We start from the raw sequence: 15,931 nt of genomic DNA, 5'->3' as shown, positions 1-15,931 counted from the left end.
CTCAGATTATCGGCCGGTTATCCTCCCGCGCCGATATCACTCCCCACGTCTGCACGCCGATGATCGTTATCTCTTCCAGCGCCTCTCCCTCAAACGTTTCTCCGTCTTCGCAGGCGATGTAATTGCGACCCAGCATGCCGAGCTGGCAGATGCCGAAAGCCACAAAGTAGATTGTGTCACCCACTTTTGGCCGAACCGACCTGTCGATTATCGCCACGCCATCACACGTTGGAATGTGAAGCGTTTCAGACGGGCGTGAAATGATCAGCACCGGACCACCGGCAGGTCGGAAACTTTTGTGGTGTATGCCGGCGAAAGCATCTCGCGTTTCATCGCCCATGTGTTCTGTATACCCTGCCCTGCGAACCATAGATTCCCCTTCCCGCTCAGGTTGAGACCATCCATCACGCGCATCAGCGCCTCGCTGTTGGCCTGTGGTTTGTTTTCATCAAACAGATTCAGCTGCGACACGCCTTCGCTGTAAAAATCGCCCAGCATCACACCAGCCTTCATATAGCGGTGTCCTTCAAGCCAGATGCGATCGAGCGCTTCAATGGCCACCCGGATGATGTCGCGCGTGTCGTTGGTCGGCGTGAGCACCTTGCCTGTCGACTGGTTGCCATAGAAGACTTCGCCCACGGCATGGGGACTGGTCCGGACGAACACGGCTATCTGCGAGCAATACTGGCGCTCTCCGCGCAGCTTGCCTGCAGCGCGCGCGGCGAAGGTGCATATTGCTTCACGCATGTCGTCGTATTTGGTGATCCGGGAGCCGAATGAACGGGAGCAGACGATTTGCTGTTTGGTTGGCGCGAACTCTTCCAGTTGCAGGCATGGCTCACCGCGCAGCTCTCTGACGGTTCGTTCCAGCACAACGCTGAAGTGTTTGCGGATGGTGTAGGTGCTTTGCTCTGACAGGTCTTTCGCGGTCATGATGCCCATGGCGTTGAGCTTCCTGCTGATACGCCGGCCGACGCCCCAGACATCCTCAACCGGTACCAGCGCCATAAGCTTGCGCTGACGGTCGATATTCGACAGGTCCAGCACGCCGCCGGTCTTCGTCCACTTCTTGGCGGCATGGTTAGCCAGTTTGGCGAGCGTTTTGGTCTGCGCTATCCCTATGCCTACGATCAGGTGCGTTTCCTGCTTAACGCGCGCCCGGACAGCGCGGCCAAAGTCCTCAAGCGGGTGATTGCGCTGCATACCGTCCAGGCACATAAACGCTTCGTCGATGGAGTAAATTTCCACGGCCGGCGCCATGCTCTCCAGCGTGCTCATCACGCGGTTGCTCATGTCGGCATATAGCGCGTAGTTGGAGCTGAACACCTGCACCTTGTGCCGGCGGAATTCATCCTTCAGCTTGAAGTACGGCGCGCCCATGGGGATTTGCAGCGCCTTGGCCTCTGCCGAACGGGCAATGACACATCCGTCATTGTTGCTCAGCACCACTACCGGCTTTCCCCGCAGATCGGGCCTGAATACTGTTTCGCAACTCGCATAGAACGAGTTCACATCGACCAGGGCAAACATCACACACCGCCATTGGGATTGAACACCTGAAACAGGCGCTCTTCACCGTCGGTTTTGGTGATGTCGCGGAACGTTGTGGTGTGCATCTCAATCCACTTATTGGCCGCCCGCAGCGTGTAATGCCAGTTCAGACGGTCAAGTTCTCTGATGAAGTCGAGTGTGCTGATGGTGTAGCGGCCGGCAGCGTCGCGTTTCACCGCCTGCCGGAAAGCAATCATGATTTCGTAGTCGCGTGGCATGGTCATTTACCTCCGTGATAAATACTGTATGGATAAACAGTAATATCGATCGGTAGAACTGATCAAGCCGCTGCGGTTGGGGTTTTTGTAAAGCCATTGGTGGGCATAGATATTTTTTCTCTCATGCAGGCCAGGATTCAGCACCCTTTATACCCGTAAGGTGCTCAATCCAGAGCAAAAGATAAATTATTATCTATTCCTTACAGACACTGCATGGTGGCGAAGCCAGCACGACTGGCATTCAGGATTTCCCTTTCCCCTTGTTTCAGCGACATATCAGCGCCTGCCGGCCCTGTTCCTGTCAGACACACACCTCCCACTGCCTCCTGACCTGAAAACTTTTTCGTCAGACCTCTGACCAGCAGCGGATGGCTGCCTGAACGCCTGGAATTTTGCTGAGGATGTTTTAGTATTGGCCTGTGACCATCTGTGAAGGCAGATGCTCTGTCATACCCGTATTAAGGCAATGTTGGCTATCCCCCGGATACCTGCTGGGTCCGGGGCTTTTTTTACTTCTGATATCCGGCAAACCGTTTTGACGCCTTTCTTCGGCCGGCTTTTACTGGCTGCGGCCCCATAACGTGCTCATTTTTGCGCACGCGTCGTTAATTTGTATCTATTCTGCCCCAACCCTGTAGTGTGGATGAGCCAGCCTGACTGGCATTCTGGATTACCCTTCCCTTTGAGCGAATTGATGCCTGTGTAACGCAGGCTTTTTTCGCCTGACCCTGGCGGCCGGCCGGCTTTATCGCCTTTCACCCATACTTAAATCCTATAATTACACAATCTTAACGGAAAGTTTTCATGCATGGATTATGATGAACGTGTAACACAGCAATGCTGCTGCGTTCGAGAGTAGTTTCCCTTTATTCCTCAGCCAGGTATGGCTGGATTAAGCTGCTCAACGAGACTAAGCCAACACCAGAGAGGTCTGGCTCGGACCTGATGCCGCCCGACGATCCGTTCGGGCTTTTTTTTACCTGTCGCCACGCATTTCAGACGGCAACAACTCCCCTGCTGCGGATATCCTGCCGCCCGACAGCAGGCATGCGCCGCCCGCGCTGAAGAGCGTACGTTACCAGTTCACAGCCGATGATTATCGCTCAGCGCCCGTGACAAATTGCCGGCCGGCCCGGTAAGCGGTAAACCTTGGTACCTCGCCGGGCGGGGCCTTACAGACAACACCTCCACGACGCCCACTATTACCAATGACCATGATAATCTCATGTACACGCGAACGGCCGATCGCTGGCAAGCGGATGCCATTTAATTTGTAACTCATACCAGGTGATTTACCTTTATTTCCGGTATCAGCGTAAGCAAGCACATGATCTTCATAAAAGGCAGGTTTTGTATGATGCCGGATGATCAACTTAAACTCCTGCCGGTTTTTTATGCACTCTGCGGTCAGCGTCAGATTTGATTCAAAGATGCGATCAAAGGTCTCGCCAGCAATTTTGAACAAAACATGTTCTCCCGCTTTGTCTGACCAGCTAAAGACACCCTTCGGCAAGGTTACGCCACCGGACTGAACATTATATATATCTCCAGTAATCTGTTTCGCATCCAGCACACCCTCGATGGTGCAGCTGTCTCTGATACGAACCTTCTCAAGCTCGCCTGCGGTCGCCCGCAGGGTACCGCTGATATCAGCCTGCTTTGCTGCCAGTTTCCCGTCGGGCGTCAGGCTGAATGAAGGCGGTGACCCACCGCTGGTCAGACTGACAGCACGCAAATGCTTAATGAGTGCTTCCCGGAAGTAAATATCGTTGTGCTCAATGACCAGTGCAGGCACGGTATTCCCGTTTGCCGGATTGACGAAAGCCACGCGATCGGCAGCCATCAGGATCTGGCTCTGCATCCCCTCGGGTTTTTCCTCGATCCCCATGCCGAAGCCGGTCATACAATACTGGCCGTTTTTCATCTGCTCCAGTCTGACCGACCATTGCGAGTTCAGCCGCCCTTCCGTGTCTTTCCAGCTTTTCTCAATTTTTCCAATGCTTGCTGCACCTTCTGACAGCTGCGTCATTGTTGACAGCAGGCTCTGGTCAAGATGCGTGTCGCTGATTTTTCCTTTATAAAACGCCAGATAATCGTCCGCTTTGTCGCTCGGACTGGCGGACTGTTCAGTGAAAGCAGATTTGCCCAGCGCGTTCACGCTACGGATATAGAAATGGTGAACATTGCCCGGCATAAGGCCGTCTTTTATCCAGCAGCGTCCTTCTCCAAGATACTGCGCCTGGGATTCGGCCTGTTGCGCGTCAGCGAGCCGGGTTCCGGAATACCAGAATTCATATCGCAGCGTGCCGTCATAAATCGCCTGATGCGGCACCAGAGAGACCTGAAAGTAGCCCGGCGTTACGTCGATGGAGACGGGTGGCTCGGGCGCGGCAATGGTGATGCCGGTCGAGGCTGGATCACCTTTCTGCCCGGCATCACCGATCGCGGTGACGGTTAACGTGTAGCGGCCGGCGTCCGGCAGCGTGAACAGACATTCCGGGCGTTCGGTTGCACAGCGGAAAACCAGACGGCCTGAGGCGCTCTCGCCGCGCGTCACGCGCACGTCAAAGCGCACGCTGCCGGTTGTCTGCAGGATATCCCACAGCGCTGTGGCCTGAATATGACCGGATGACACGTCCACACGGGTGCGAAGATGCCGGACAGCAGGCGGCAACATTCCGTGCACGCTGGTGGGGGCAGCCGAAAAGGATTTGCCTTCATCCACCCGCGCCTGCTTTTCCGGGCAGTGCTGCAGCGCCGTTACCGCATATCCCCCGTTTTCGCTTTCCCGAATAGCCACGCAGCGGAACAGCCGCTTGCGCAGGGCAGGCTGTTTAAGCCCCCACACGCTTCCGGGTGACACGCTGAGCGATGTCATCCCACTGGGTAACGCATCCACCTGCACACAGTCGTGTTCAGTACGCCCGTGCACGTTGACAGTAAAAGGCTTGCCAGACTCGCTGATCAGATTAAGCGTTGCCCCGCCCTCACCTGAAAGTGATACGGGCCGGTCAAGACGGATGGTTTTCGTTTCCGGTACCACATCCACAATACGGCCGCCGACCGTGGTGCCGGCATAGTCGTTATCGCAGATTTCGAAGATGTCGCCGGGAATATGGCGCAGCCCTTCTGCGCCCACGCAAAAATCGGCGGTCTGGGTTTCCAGCAGCTCCGTCTGGATGATCCATAACCCGGTCCGGTGTGCCTGCCCGCGGCTGGTACACCCAAAGGCATCTATCTTCAGCAGGTTGCGTCCGTAACGCTTTATGGCCGCACTGTCTTCCACCAGCTCAACCGACGGCTGCCAGTTGTTATGGGGATCGATAAAACGCACTTCGACGGCGTTATGGCGATCTTTCAGCGCGCTGAAGCTGTAATGGAACTGGCCGCCCGCCACGCTGGCATTGGTGTAGGTCCAGACAACATCTGAAGGGGCATCCTGAATAAACGTCAGGCGCTGACCGTTCCAGACGGGCATGCAGCGCATCATGGCACAGAAATCACTGATGACATCCCAGGCCTTTCTTTGCTGCGTCAGCCACGCGTTACACCGGATGCGCGGTTCCTTTCCGCCATATCCATCGTTCACGCTTCCATCACAGTATTGTGCGATGTTGTAAAGCGCCCACTTATCAACGTCCGCCATTCCCATACGCTGACCGAGGCCATAGCGCGGATGCGTCAGTAAGTCATAGAGGCACCAGGCTGGGTTATCTGACCAGGCTACAATGAAGTCCCCACTCCACGCTTCTTTTCCATAGCTGCGCGTTACGGGGTTATAATTATTCGGCACCCTGACCAGGCGTCCCCGCATCAGGTAATTGCGGTCCGCCCGCTGGTTGCCTGACTTGTCAGAGTCAATCTTCAGCCCCACGACGGCCGTATTGGGATAGCATTGACGGGCATCCGTGATTTCGCTGTATGAGGCCCAGAATGTCTTATTGAGCAGGCGAGTGTCTTTACTGTCCGGCGTAATGCGCGTTACGCAAACGTCAAAGGGCGTAGGGGGCAGTTTTTCGAGCACGACCGAGAACGCAAACGGCTCGTGCGTGCACCCTTTCACAGTAATTTCCTTTTCCGTTTTGGAGCCACCAGAATGCCGGATAAGGATATTCACGGTCACTGATGCATTACGCGTTTCTCCTTTCTTGTTGACCGAGAAGAGCTGGCGAACGCCCAGCGTCAGGCGAAGCCGGTTAATGTCTTTTCCCTCCACCGTGCGCGTAACGGGATTGAGTGCGGTCACGTCAGCATTGATCAGCGTTTCCCGGGCCGAGGCCTCAAATCCGCCCAGCGGCCGCTGATCCGCTGTTCCGGCATGGAAACGCATGCTGACGCCGGGGATATTGACCCGGCCATCCGGTCCCAGAACAGGTGTACCGTTAACCAGTACGCTTTTGTTGCCACTGACAGGACCGACAATGGGACCCTCACTGATCACATCAATAACACTCAGGACCTGAGACGATCGGAGATTGTCGGGTCTGTCGTGCGGCGTTTTTTCGTGACGATGAAAAATGCTCATAACGTCTCTCTTATAGAAATAAAAAACCCGCCGAAGCGGGTTTATTTAATAACTGTGGGCCAGGCTAATTACGCGACGACCACCTTCATACCGAGTGTTTTCGACAATCTGGTCAGGCCTTTCGCTGTAACAAGCACCTGCTCAATAATTTTTTCACTGCCATCCGGCCGTTCTATTAAGATAACTTTATGCTCCAGCACGCCCGCCTGAATGCGGTCCTGATACGCCAGCCAGGCTTTTCCGCCAGGGCGGCGGTATATCCAGTGATTTTCAGACAACATTTTGAAAAGCGATTTCGGCTGAATCTGCAGGTGCTTGGCCGTGTCAGTAATGCACATGCTGCCGTGAGCTTTTGCGATGCGGTCAAGCGCCTCAACATCAGGTTTCATCTCTTCAACCCTGTGCTCAAGCTCGATGACTTTTTCACTGTACGACAGCAAAGTGCCACGAAGAAACGCGGCATCATTCAGCGCAGCCATGGGATCAAACTCTGGTTGACTCATTGCCTCCAGTTTGTCGACCAGTGAGCGACGAACCGCTTTTGACTCACGGGCAGCCACGCGAAGCGCCTGCTTGATGGACATGGTAATTACATCAATATCTGCGCCGTTTTTGCGACCTACACTTTTTGTGTAGGTCTCTCCATCCAGTTCATCAATCACTTTTTCGATGAATTTATTGTTGCGAACAGCCGGTTCGCCACACGCTTTCCTTGCGCCATTTACCATCTCAAGCAAAGACTGGCTGTTGATGGTTTTCTCCGTGACAACGGATCCGCGTACTGTTAAATTATCTGTTAGCATTGATTGATCCTTGGTCGTTTTAATTGATGTAGACCGCCAGCGCCAACTGGCGGTTTTTTCTTTTGCGCTGTTCTAAGCGCCAAACAATGATGCGTACTTCCCTAACCTCAGCTTGTCCAGTATCCGCCAGTCGCGGTCAGCCTCCCCTGAAATATCAATATGCAACGTTTCGCGCTCAAGCATGGCGCGGGCATTGTTGAGGGTATCAACGTACAGATGCGGCATCGCGCTGAATTCAGCGGCAAGTCTGTGTTCAGCCACTCTGAGCAGCGGCGCAATATCTGCAATATTCCCCAGCATGTTCACTGAATGACTCCATAGCAGGCAGAGAGTGCGCAGTTCCTCATCTGTGAACTGTCTGGATGGGACCTGTTTCATTTCCTGTTGCTCCAGAATATCCAGCACCCAGCGGCGGAATTCCTTAGCGACCGGAGTACGAGCGAACATTGCCAGCAAATGAGCGCCACGAAGAGAGAACACGCGAACCCTCATTCGGCGAGAAGTGCCGTTGATACCATTGGTCATCGATTCAATGACCATTGTCATTCCTGGTGAAAACTCTTCGCTGTACTGGTTAAACAGGTTGGTAACAGACTTGGTGCTGTTGTAATGTAGTGCTTTAGCTACATCAGCAGATGAAAGCCAAATATCTTTTAAATTTGCAACAGGTTTCAGCTGAATGCCGTGGAAGTTGAAATCTGATTTCGCTAAAGTATTCACGTTGGTTTTCTCGCAAAGGTTAACCGGCAAAATAGAGGCCCTGACTGTTAGCGCAGTTGGGGCTTCACTGTTTTTATTGGTCATTGACTCGCTCCTCAAGCAAGCTTTTAGCCAGTCGCTGCACGATAGCTGAGTTAATCGAAATACCATCCATCTCAGCAATGCGGCGGATATCCTCTTTCATCCGTTCCGATAAACGCAGATTGAACATTTCGTTTTTTCTTCCGCTATAAAGTACATCTTGCATTATGCCACCCCTTCAGTGATACCAAATTGGTACTAGAACCAATTTAACACCATTTTAGATAGTGTCAAGTAGGTGCTACTATCAACCTATACGTCTTATGACCTACTTTTCTGATAAAGATATGAGCAATTACCCAAGCCAAGAGATGGACAGATTTAATGTGAGACTACCGGCTGGGATGCGTGATGCCATAGCTGAGCGTGCAAAATCTAATGGCAGATCGATGAACTCTGAAATCGTGCAAATTTTGCAGGATGCCCTAGATTACACGCCAGAAGAGGCTGCATCCGACTCAGTAGATAGGGCTTACTTCACTATGCTAGCCGAAATGAATAATGAAGACCTGGAAGCATGGTTTAAGGCAATAAAAGAGCATACCCGGGTGCTAAATCAGGCCACAGAAATTATAAAAAAACACAATAAAAAGCCCACCTGAGTGGGCTTTTTGCTTTCTTGTTATAGCGCGACCGCATCTCTCAATGACCAATAACAATCACTTTTCCCTCTCCGCTCATATCCCGGGTGGCAATTTCCTGAGATATCACGCGAGACCCCACCCGCATTTCCCCATACAGAACAGGTACTGGCGCGCCCTGTGCCGTCATGTTATCTGTGCCTGAAAACCAGGTACTTTTGTCATTCATGGCCGATGCGCCCGCCGGTCGGGGTGCCAGCAGTTGAGCGGCGCCACCCAGCATCAGGCTGGCACCCAGCGAAAAAGCCGCTCCGCTCAGCGAAAGGGTTGTCGCGCCCACTGTCCAGGCAAACGCATTCAGGCCTGGAATAAATGACGCCGCAATGAGCGCAGCGCCTGCAAAAAGCTGAAGCAGGCCGCGACGGGAAGCGCCCTGCAGCCGGGGTACCAGATGAATCACTGCGCCATCCGGAAGCCTTTCGTGCAGGCGGGCATGGAGCGTGTCAGCATCCGCATCGCTGCCGGCAATACGCACCTGATAAAGTCCTTCGCTGAACAGGCGTCTGAACTCACCGGACTGCATCACCAGTGCATGCAGCGCTTCTGCAGCGGTTGACACATGCAGATCAATGCGCCTGCCAGACCTAGCCAGACTGCCGTAGAGGCATACCCTTACTGGCCGCGTTCTTTCGGAGGGATATTCAGCTGGATGCATTTTTATCTCCAAAACAATAGATGTTGTCACCGCAGACCAGCCACCAGCTGCAGGCGCTGTGCCTCATTGCGGCGCTGTCCGCAGGACTCAGTTCAGGTGGCCCGTGTGGATGGCTGTGAACCAGCGCGATGATCGTGCCGGCAACAGAAATGCTCAGATACTCTTCAGGCGTAATCAGAAAATGCCGGCTGGGCTCTGGGGACGCGTTAACGCAGGGGCGATACTGGCAGCCGTCCGGTGTCAGGATAACCAGACCGCAACACTCCTGTGGATGACACGCCCGGGCGTGAGCGAAGATAGCCTCTGACAGAGGCCCGACGGAGGCTGCATTTTGTGTCGATATCATTCTGTAGAGTAAGCGTTCAGTGAGAGAAAACCGCCAAAGCGCCCGATATTATTTCGTTGCCGGCAACCTGCCGCACAGTTACCACAGTGATCAGGCGTGTCATTGCTTGTGGATTGCACAGGCTTGTGTTTATCACGTGGCCGGGTATACCCACAGTCTTTTGACAAATATTCCCACGGGCAAAGGTCGGCCAGCATGATGCGCCCGGGACACACCAGGCCGTCGGTTTCCGTCGGCACGGCCAGAATGAACCGGGCCGTCAGGGAGGTAAGTTCAGCGAGTTGCTCAATGATATACCGGCTGACCACTTCCTGCTGCGGATCGGCAAAGGGATTGCCGAGCCTGAAATTCCCGGCGTCCAGAAAACGCGCGCAGACGACACGACGTATGACGGTTGCCCCCACCAGGCTCTGATGCGCTTCAGCCAGCCCGGTCACGATCCCATACAGATTCGACACCACGAGTGACGGCCGTGCAGCCGCTCCCCTGCCGTTCATACTGCTCTCTTCGATTCTGACGGGATAAGGACGGTAGCGCCGCTTTTGCCAGAGAACGGCTTTGCCACATTCGTTCTGCTCGTTGCAGAAAAAATAGCGCCTGCCGCCTGTCGCAGTCAGATCGGCTTCCCACAGATCGATCCGGGCAGAAGGCGCTGTCCGAATCAGTTCGCTCAGAGTCTGAGGAGGAAGGGTATTCATCACTGTTACCTCATGCAGGAACCTGTTCAAATTCGCCGGTTAATTCCGTACGCGTTGCCAGCCTTACGATTGACCAGCTCCGGCAGACAAAGATGCCGGTTGCCGGCTGGCCGGGGGGTTGCCATTGAAAAGCCTGGGTTCCCTTGTGCCGGGTAAGAAAACCCTCCACCGCCTGCATAGCGCTGTGAGGACCTGACAACATAATGGTGTAGCGGCTTTGCATCGCATTCAGGCCCTCTGCGCGCCGCTGCTCATACCCGTCACCAAAACGGATGGTCTTTACACGCGGCTCACGCGCTGTACGCATGCCCGGCCTGACCTTCCAGCCAAATGTTTCCATCACCCACGGCCTCCGCTCATCATGCCGCCGTCACGCTGCTGCTGCAGGAAGAAATCCTTCGCGCCCTGACGCCCCATCTCGTACATCATTCTGGCGGCCTCCGGCCCGAGCTGCCCGTTGCGGCCATCGTTGTGAATGGTCACGTTAAAGGTGGGGGCGTATTTCAGACCGGCTGCTGACATCCTGGCCACCACGCCAAGCTTACCGTCAGCCCCGCGACGCAGGGGAAAGATGCCTTCCGGTCCGGCTTCACCCATGACGCCTGCCCCCTGAGCAAAAGCAAACAGTGTGGGGGTACGCACCACCGTTCCGCTGAAGGCGCGAAGCCCCTGAGAATGAAAAGCGCCCCCCTGCGCATGAAATGACAACGCATGTTGCTTAAGCAGTCCGGCGAAAAAATCCACGCCCCTGACCAGCGTCATTTTCATCAGGATCTGGGTGAGCATGCTCAGAATGTTTCGGGTAAAGTCGCGAAAACCGGTCTTCCCCTCGGTCAGCAGGGTACTCAGCTGTGTACTTAGCCCATCCAGCGTTCTGGATGACGCCTGTTTTACCTGGCTGTTGGCATCGAGTGCCGCATCACGGTACTCCGCCCACGCGCCTTTTGCGCCCGCCAGCCAGTCAGCCCGCAGCTTTTCTTCCGCCTGCCAGGTTTTTTGCTGCGCCTTTAGCACCGCAGCGAGCATATCTGGTGCCTCTGCATAGTTAGCACCGAGTCGGGTAACGCTGGCATGCTGCTGCGCCTCACGTGCCGACAGACCGTGTTCAAGCGCCGCGATTTCCGCCTGCCGCGTGCGCTGCTGCTCCGTAAATTTTCCAGCCTGCACCTGAAGCTGATTCATGCGTTCCTGAAGCGCAACTTCATCCCCCATCACGGCCAGTTTTTCCTGCTGAAGCAGGACGCCGGCTTTACCGGCAAGCAGGGATTTTTCCTCATGGGTCAGCTGGCGTTTTTGTGCGGCTTCCTCAAGAACATGAAATTTCGCCTGGGAGGCCCAGAGGTCTTTACGCTGCTGGCTGACAATACCGGCTTCCTGATGCGTCTTCAGAGCCTGTAGTCGGGCCTGCAGTGCCAGCATGTCAGCCTGCGCCCTTTCGCCTGCGAGGGCTGCCGCGGACGGCTGAGGTATGCCCCGCCCTTTTCGGCGACCTGCAGCAAGCGAGTCATAGCGCTGTTTTTCACGGCGCATCGCCTCCTCTTTGACCTCGCGTGACGCCCACGAGTGGCGAATAACTGACAGCGCGCGCTGGTGTTTTTCCTCTTCCGTTTCGTACTGTTTTTTCAGAGTCTGGTCAGCATCGAAACGGCGTTTTTTACGGATTTCCTCATCCTGTGCGGCTTTGTCCCGCGCGGCCTTCAGGTCACGCTGAAATTTTTGTTCTTCAAGCCCGGACAGCCGATCCCTGTCCTGCTGCGTCACCTGAACCCAGGCTTTGCCCAGTGCCCGTCCACCAGCGTGGATCTTTGCGTTCAGTGCGGCAATCTGGTCCTCAAGTGAACGTTCGCGCCCGATGCCCAGCATGGCATCCCAGGTCCCTGCGGCAGTCTCTCCCAGCCATTTCCAGGTTTTTTCCAGCGTGCCAAGGTGCTGCGCCACCTCATCGCTGCGAACACGCAGCGTGTCGGCGTAACGATCCATCGCAAGTGTAGCCGCCTCGGTTTCCTGTCCCTGTTCAGCCAGTCGGGAGATGCTTTCGAGTTCAGTGGCAGTCAGAAAGTGGAGGGATTTATCCAGTTCCCGGACAGCAGTGACGGGTGTATCCTGAAGCCGCGCAAACTGCCGGATAGTCTCTTCGGTGGCCTGCCCGGTCACCGTTTTGAGACGGGCCGCGACGTCAGCGACCTGCCGGAGGTGCTGCCCGTTAAATAAACCCGAGCCGGTGACTTCCGCCAGCACAGAAGCCGCGTCATGCTGCGTAATACCGTTGCCCGCCAGAGAGCGGCTCATCGCCTGAAGCGCTGAGGTTGTCCGGGCGGCATAGTGGCCGGTGAGGATAAGCTTCCTGTTAAAGGTCTCTGCTTCCTGACTACCCTGATACCAGGCTCTCCCCAGTCCCCAGACAGCAGCGGCAATACCGCCCACCATCCCGGCTATGCTCAGACCGCGTAGGGTCATCAGCTTTTCTATCCATCCGGCATTATTCGCAAGCGTAATGCCGGAGCCACGAAGTGCCCCAAAATTGCCCCGCGCCATTTCGCCAAACAACACGCCAAGCTCGCGCCGCGCCGCCGCGCTTTCCAGTCCAAGAGAGTGCGTTTTCTGACGGGCCGACTCCAGCTTACGGATATAGATTTCCGCCGCGTCGCCCAGCCCCAGCTGTGCCGCGCGCGTTCTCAGCATCTCCTCACGTGAAAGCCGTTGTGTGACCAGCTGTGCCTTGAGCTGGCTGAGAAAGCGGGCTTTTGCCTGCGTGGCCTGCACTTCAGCGCGTGAAGCGGAGGAAACCTGCTGCGCAGTGCGCCCGGCCTGCTGCCCCGCGTTTTTCAGCTGGCGTTCGACCCGGCCCATTTGCTCGTGAAACCGGGCAGTCTCAGCCCCAAGGTTTACGACAAGATCAGCGATTTGCTGGGACATGGCGTTCTCCTCCCATGGACTCGGCCACGCTCATCAACATGTCATCAGTCATGAGGTCACCCGTTTCAGAGCGACTGAGCAGGCTGAAATCTTCTGCAGTCAGTCCGCATTCGCCAGTGGCGAGCGCCACCATTGTGCTGCTGAGCGCCGCAAATTCCGCATCCAGCAGGCGATGGCTGAACGGCACCGCGGCAAAATAACGCTGCCAGTCTGCGAGTTCAGAAGACGTCATCTCGCTCAGCATCCGGCGCCAGTCAGGGCGGCGAAACTCATGGGCCAGAAACATGATAAATGTCAGCTCCCGTCCATTGGCTTTACCTTCACGTCATCCTCCCCGGGGCCCGATGGCTCGGGCGACTTTCCATCCCCGTTGAGATCGCTGAGGACCATCACCTTTTCCGCAGCCAGACACAGCGCCTTTTCGGACCAGTCGGCCAGGATCCCCTGAAAAATATCGTTAACGTCCACCTCACGATGACAGTTCCAGATCGCACGCGAGACAAGCCAGGCATACGACTCCGTATTCAGCCTGACAAGGGCTGCGTTCCGGGCTGCGTCAGTGAGGGTCTTATCTTTAACCACGTCAGAACTGGCAAAAAAATCAAAAAACTCGGCGCGCTGCAGCGCTGTCAGTTCAGATAACTCCATTTGCTCAGGCCCGTAATGAAACACGGTCTTTTCCAGAAACATCAGAGGGCTCCTTTCTCAGGGTTATTGTCAGAATGTGGCACAGGTGCAGGCGACTGCGGAATTTCCTCAGCCAGAACCGGACGGCCGCTGTTCGTTACTTTGATGGTTCGCGTGATGACCTCTTTTGCCGGAATGGTCTTGCCCAGGCTGCTGACCCAGCCCCGGAACAGATCGACCGTGCCGTTCGGATAGCGGATTTTGTAATAGCGCACCTCCCCGCTGTGAAACCAGCTCAGTAAATCTTTCTGTCCCTGCTCACCGGGTTTCCAGGCAAGCGTGATGCTGGCTTCGCCGGCCGACTTCTCGCCCTGCGCCGTGGCTTTCCAGTCGGCATTCGGATCGTCGAGCCAGGTATCGTCGTAACTTTCCGCGCTGATTTCGCCAGGCTGAAGCTCGCGGATCTGCGCCAGCCGCGTCCAGCCGTTATCGTCCAGCGGTTTAGCCGTGGCATCTCCATTGCCGGTAAAAATCAGCAAAGTGGTCCCTGCGCCTTTCACCGACGCAAGTGGATTAGGTGTGGCCATAAGGGCTCCTTACATCTGATAGGTAATGAGATAAGTGAGGTCGGCTGATCCCCAGCTCGCCATCTCGCTGTCACGCTGCCAGTCATAACTTTGCGGCATCAGCGCATCGATGACGGACGACAGCGCCGGCACGCTACTGAGCGCGGGCAGAATATGGCATTCAACCCACTCATCGAGTGCCGTATCCGGCTGGGTTGCCCGCAGGAATACCTCAATATGCAGCGTGGCCTGCCAGGTTTCTGCATCCAGGTAGCTCCCGCTGTAGCGCGCGTCTGAGAGATACACCGCCACAGCAGGCAGTTCTTTCTCATCAATAAAAACGGGGCGGCCATCATAAAAGGCCGCCCCGCGGATGTGGGACTTAAGCGCATCCGTAAAAGTGCGCCTGATTTCAGCGTGTTTTTTCACACTCTTTTCCTGACATATAGCCTCAGTTGCTGTCTGAGCGCGCCAGCCAGCTCTGCCTGCATGTCCGTTTTCATCAGCTGCTGGCTTTCTTTCTGATAACGTTCGGTCAGAGGCCCTGATAGCGGGATTTTTACGACCTGAACCGGATAGCGACTGCGGCCGGTCCGCTGCAGGACATGCCAGCGGCCGTTAGCCAGTTGCTGTATAAATGCATTCCGGAAAGTAAACCGCCCGATTTTCAGCACGCTGCCGTGCCGGCCGGTCGCTGTCTTGCGCCGGGACAGCTGCATTCGGGCTGCGCCCAGACTGATCGCGGGCAAATTGCCACGATTAATCAGCAGCCGTGCAGAGGGGGCTGCATGACTGGCCGTGGCCAGCCGGAGTCGGACGCGCTGCCTGATCAGCTTTTGAGGCACGCCGGTCTCGTTTGCGACCTGGCGAGTACTGCGCGTAATGACGCGGCGCGCCACGCGGTTTACCGCCTGCGCCAGGGCCCGGGGCACCAGCTGACGATCGAGTTCATGCAGGTTCATAATCGCCTGCCTCAGTCCCTGCATCGTTCTCCTCCTCCAGCCAGATCTGCGGTTTGTTGTTGTAAAGCTGCCAGCGGGTCACCCTCCAGCGTTTTGTCTGCCATTCAACCCTGTCGTGCCGCCCGGGCTCATAAGCCCTGTCGAAAACAATGAGTGACAGCCCCTCGCCGCACAATGGCCCCATGTCAGCCGTAAAGGCGTGTTCGGCTGCACACATTGCCCGTCCGTTAATCACCACCGGCTGACCAAACCGGCGTGCAGTAACACGGTCCATTCTGTCAGCCAGACTTTTTACCCGGTTATCCAAGCTTAACGGCTACCATGACCGCCTTATCACTGGCGTTTTCCCAGGCGGTACCGATCGGCACAGTACCATCCGCTTTAGCGGCGACAACCTGCTGGCCCAGTTTGGAGACAGGTTTTCCGGCCTGTATGGCGACATCCTTTTGTTTTGGCAGGATGAAAACCCCTTCCGCCAGGCCGGTGCCGGCGCACCCTTTTGGCGTATCGGTGACGGCAATAACAACACGATCTCCCACCTGCACCATATCGCCGCTTTTATAGTCTTCTTTTGCGATGAACGTCAGCGTTTTACCGTCCTGCAGATAGTTCTTTGCCATAC

The 15,931-nt window shown here is 55.7% G+C and carries 19 protein-coding genes and 1 pseudogene; 1 reads left to right on the top strand and 19 read right to left on the bottom strand.

Annotated elements, in window-relative coordinates:
- Position 1 precedes the first annotated feature (1 nt).
- The 7 genes from C1N56_RS06220 to C1N56_RS06190 form a co-directional block, all read right to left on the bottom strand.
- Positions 2-271 (bottom strand): hypothetical protein, encoded by a 270-nt coding sequence (locus tag C1N56_RS06220; protein WP_394517271.1) that lies wholly within the window; start codon positions 269-271, stop codon positions 2-4.
- Positions 265-1,530 (bottom strand): translesion error-prone DNA polymerase V subunit UmuC, encoded by a 1,266-nt coding sequence (gene umuC, locus C1N56_RS06215; protein ID WP_394517270.1) that lies wholly within the window; start codon positions 1,528-1,530, stop codon positions 265-267. Before umuC ends, C1N56_RS06220 begins: the two co-directional genes overlap by 7 nt.
- Complete coding sequence (locus tag C1N56_RS06210; protein WP_058771615.1) at positions 1,530-1,769, bottom strand: hypothetical protein; 240 nt, start codon at positions 1,767-1,769, stop codon at positions 1,530-1,532. The genes umuC and C1N56_RS06210 overlap by 1 nt, the downstream gene beginning before the upstream one ends.
- A 1,096-nt stretch (positions 1,770-2,865) precedes the next feature.
- Positions 2,866-6,294, bottom strand: a complete 3,429-nt coding sequence (locus C1N56_RS06205) for a phage tail protein (RefSeq protein ID WP_394517269.1) — start codon at positions 6,292-6,294, stop codon at positions 2,866-2,868.
- 68 nt (positions 6,295-6,362) lie between these two features.
- The gene (locus C1N56_RS06200) at positions 6,363-7,097 is read right to left on the bottom strand and encodes a phage antirepressor KilAC domain-containing protein (protein ID WP_394517268.1); all 735 of its coding nucleotides are present in this window, start codon (positions 7,095-7,097) and stop codon (positions 6,363-6,365) included.
- A 72-nt stretch (positions 7,098-7,169) separates the two neighbouring features.
- Positions 7,170-7,901, bottom strand: coding sequence for a BRO-N domain-containing protein (locus tag C1N56_RS06195; protein ID WP_394517267.1), 732 nt, complete (start codon positions 7,899-7,901; stop codon positions 7,170-7,172).
- A complete protein-coding gene (locus tag C1N56_RS06190) occupies positions 7,891-8,064 on the bottom strand; it encodes an Arc family DNA-binding protein (protein WP_394517266.1) in 174 nt (57 codons plus the stop codon). The genes C1N56_RS06195 and C1N56_RS06190 overlap by 11 nt, the downstream gene beginning before the upstream one ends.
- A gap of 121 nt (positions 8,065-8,185) precedes the next feature.
- Between C1N56_RS06190 and C1N56_RS06185 the strand changes: the two genes are divergently transcribed.
- Positions 8,186-8,500 carry an Arc family DNA-binding protein gene (locus tag C1N56_RS06185; RefSeq protein ID WP_394517457.1) on the top strand — a complete coding sequence of 105 codons (315 nt, stop codon included), beginning with the start codon at positions 8,186-8,188 and terminating at the stop codon, positions 8,498-8,500.
- Between the two features lie 40 nt (positions 8,501-8,540).
- Here C1N56_RS06185 and C1N56_RS06180 read toward each other — a convergent pair whose 3' ends face one another.
- The 12 genes and pseudogenes from C1N56_RS06180 to C1N56_RS06125 all read right to left on the bottom strand — a co-directional run bounded on the left by C1N56_RS06180 (position 8,541) and on the right by C1N56_RS06125 (position 15,929).
- The gene (locus C1N56_RS06180; protein WP_394517456.1) at positions 8,541-9,194 is read right to left on the bottom strand and encodes a tail assembly protein; all 654 of its coding nucleotides are present in this window, start codon (positions 9,192-9,194) and stop codon (positions 8,541-8,543) included.
- On the bottom strand, positions 9,181-9,540 hold the full coding sequence (locus C1N56_RS06175; protein ID WP_394517265.1) for a C40 family peptidase: 360 nt from the start codon (positions 9,538-9,540) through the stop codon (positions 9,181-9,183). The genes C1N56_RS06180 and C1N56_RS06175 overlap by 14 nt, the downstream gene beginning before the upstream one ends.
- Positions 9,537-10,238 (bottom strand): phage minor tail protein L, encoded by a 702-nt coding sequence (locus tag C1N56_RS06170; RefSeq protein WP_394517264.1) that lies wholly within the window; start codon positions 10,236-10,238, stop codon positions 9,537-9,539. The genes C1N56_RS06175 and C1N56_RS06170 overlap by 4 nt, the downstream gene beginning before the upstream one ends.
- A 10-nt stretch (positions 10,239-10,248) precedes the next feature.
- Positions 10,249-10,578, bottom strand: a complete 330-nt coding sequence (locus tag C1N56_RS06165) for a phage tail protein (protein ID WP_394517263.1) — start codon at positions 10,576-10,578, stop codon at positions 10,249-10,251.
- Positions 10,578-12,788: a phage tail tape measure protein gene (locus C1N56_RS06160; protein ID WP_394517262.1), complete on the bottom strand. Its 2,211-nt coding sequence runs from the start codon at positions 12,786-12,788 to the stop codon at positions 10,578-10,580. Before C1N56_RS06160 ends, C1N56_RS06165 begins: the two co-directional genes overlap by 1 nt.
- A 346-nt stretch (positions 12,789-13,134) precedes the next feature.
- Positions 13,135-13,440 carry a phage tail assembly protein T gene (locus C1N56_RS06155; RefSeq protein WP_264251262.1) on the bottom strand — a complete coding sequence of 102 codons (306 nt, stop codon included), beginning with the start codon at positions 13,438-13,440 and terminating at the stop codon, positions 13,135-13,137.
- An 8-nt stretch (positions 13,441-13,448) separates the two neighbouring features.
- On the bottom strand, positions 13,449-13,844 hold the full coding sequence (locus tag C1N56_RS06150) for a phage minor tail protein domain-containing protein (RefSeq protein ID WP_394517261.1): 396 nt from the start codon (positions 13,842-13,844) through the stop codon (positions 13,449-13,451).
- 38 nt (positions 13,845-13,882) lie between these two features.
- Positions 13,883-14,368 (bottom strand): annotated as a pseudogene (locus C1N56_RS06145) (phage tail tube protein); the annotation flags it as partial.
- Between the two features lie 9 nt (positions 14,369-14,377).
- Entirely contained in the window at positions 14,378-14,776 is a 399-nt protein-coding gene (locus C1N56_RS06140) for a phage minor tail U family protein (RefSeq protein WP_264251254.1), read from the bottom strand.
- On the bottom strand, positions 14,773-15,333 hold the full coding sequence (locus C1N56_RS06135) for a phage tail protein (protein WP_394517260.1): 561 nt from the start codon (positions 15,331-15,333) through the stop codon (positions 14,773-14,775). Before C1N56_RS06135 ends, C1N56_RS06140 begins: the two co-directional genes overlap by 4 nt.
- Entirely contained in the window at positions 15,296-15,583 is a 288-nt protein-coding gene (locus C1N56_RS06130; RefSeq protein WP_394517259.1) for an ATP-binding protein, read from the bottom strand. Before C1N56_RS06130 ends, C1N56_RS06135 begins: the two co-directional genes overlap by 38 nt.
- Before the next feature lie 25 nt (positions 15,584-15,608).
- Positions 15,609-15,929, bottom strand: coding sequence for a DUF2190 family protein (locus C1N56_RS06125; protein WP_264251247.1), 321 nt, complete (start codon positions 15,927-15,929; stop codon positions 15,609-15,611).
- Positions 15,930-15,931 lie beyond the last annotated feature (2 nt).

It is taken from the genome of Pantoea sp. SGAir0175 (assembly GCF_043547855.1).
Note: the sequence above shows the minus strand (reverse complement) of the source record. Positions and strands in the feature narration are given on the sequence as shown.

Coding starts and splice junctions, on each gene's coding strand:
- umuC (WP_394517270.1), bottom strand. CDS start 1,530: ATGTTTGCCCTGGTCGATGTGAACTCGTTCTATGCGAGTTGCGAAACA.
- C1N56_RS06210 (WP_058771615.1), bottom strand. CDS start 1,769: ATGCCACGCGACTACGAAATCATGATTGCTTTCCGGCAGGCGGTGAAA.
- C1N56_RS06205 (WP_394517269.1), bottom strand. CDS start 6,294: ATGAGCATTTTTCATCGTCACGAAAAAACGCCGCACGACAGACCCGAC.
- C1N56_RS06200 (WP_394517268.1), bottom strand. CDS start 7,097: ATGCTAACAGATAATTTAACAGTACGCGGATCCGTTGTCACGGAGAAA.
- C1N56_RS06195 (WP_394517267.1), bottom strand. CDS start 7,901: ATGACCAATAAAAACAGTGAAGCCCCAACTGCGCTAACAGTCAGGGCC.
- C1N56_RS06190 (WP_394517266.1), bottom strand. CDS start 8,064: ATGCAAGATGTACTTTATAGCGGAAGAAAAAACGAAATGTTCAATCTG.
- C1N56_RS06185 (WP_394517457.1), top strand. CDS start 8,186: ATGAGCAATTACCCAAGCCAAGAGATGGACAGATTTAATGTGAGACTA.
- C1N56_RS06180 (WP_394517456.1), bottom strand. CDS start 9,194: ATGCATCCAGCTGAATATCCCTCCGAAAGAACGCGGCCAGTAAGGGTA.
- C1N56_RS06175 (WP_394517265.1), bottom strand. CDS start 9,540: ATGATATCGACACAAAATGCAGCCTCCGTCGGGCCTCTGTCAGAGGCT.
- C1N56_RS06170 (WP_394517264.1), bottom strand. CDS start 10,238: ATGAATACCCTTCCTCCTCAGACTCTGAGCGAACTGATTCGGACAGCG.
- C1N56_RS06165 (WP_394517263.1), bottom strand. CDS start 10,578: ATGGAAACATTTGGCTGGAAGGTCAGGCCGGGCATGCGTACAGCGCGT.
- C1N56_RS06155 (WP_264251262.1), bottom strand. CDS start 13,440: ATGTTTCTGGCCCATGAGTTTCGCCGCCCTGACTGGCGCCGGATGCTG.
- C1N56_RS06150 (WP_394517261.1), bottom strand. CDS start 13,844: ATGTTTCTGGAAAAGACCGTGTTTCATTACGGGCCTGAGCAAATGGAG.
- C1N56_RS06135 (WP_394517260.1), bottom strand. CDS start 15,333: ATGCAGGGACTGAGGCAGGCGATTATGAACCTGCATGAACTCGATCGT.
- C1N56_RS06130 (WP_394517259.1), bottom strand. CDS start 15,583: ATGGACCGTGTTACTGCACGCCGGTTTGGTCAGCCGGTGGTGATTAAC.
- C1N56_RS06125 (WP_264251247.1), bottom strand. CDS start 15,929: ATGGCAAAGAACTATCTGCAGGACGGTAAAACGCTGACGTTCATCGCA.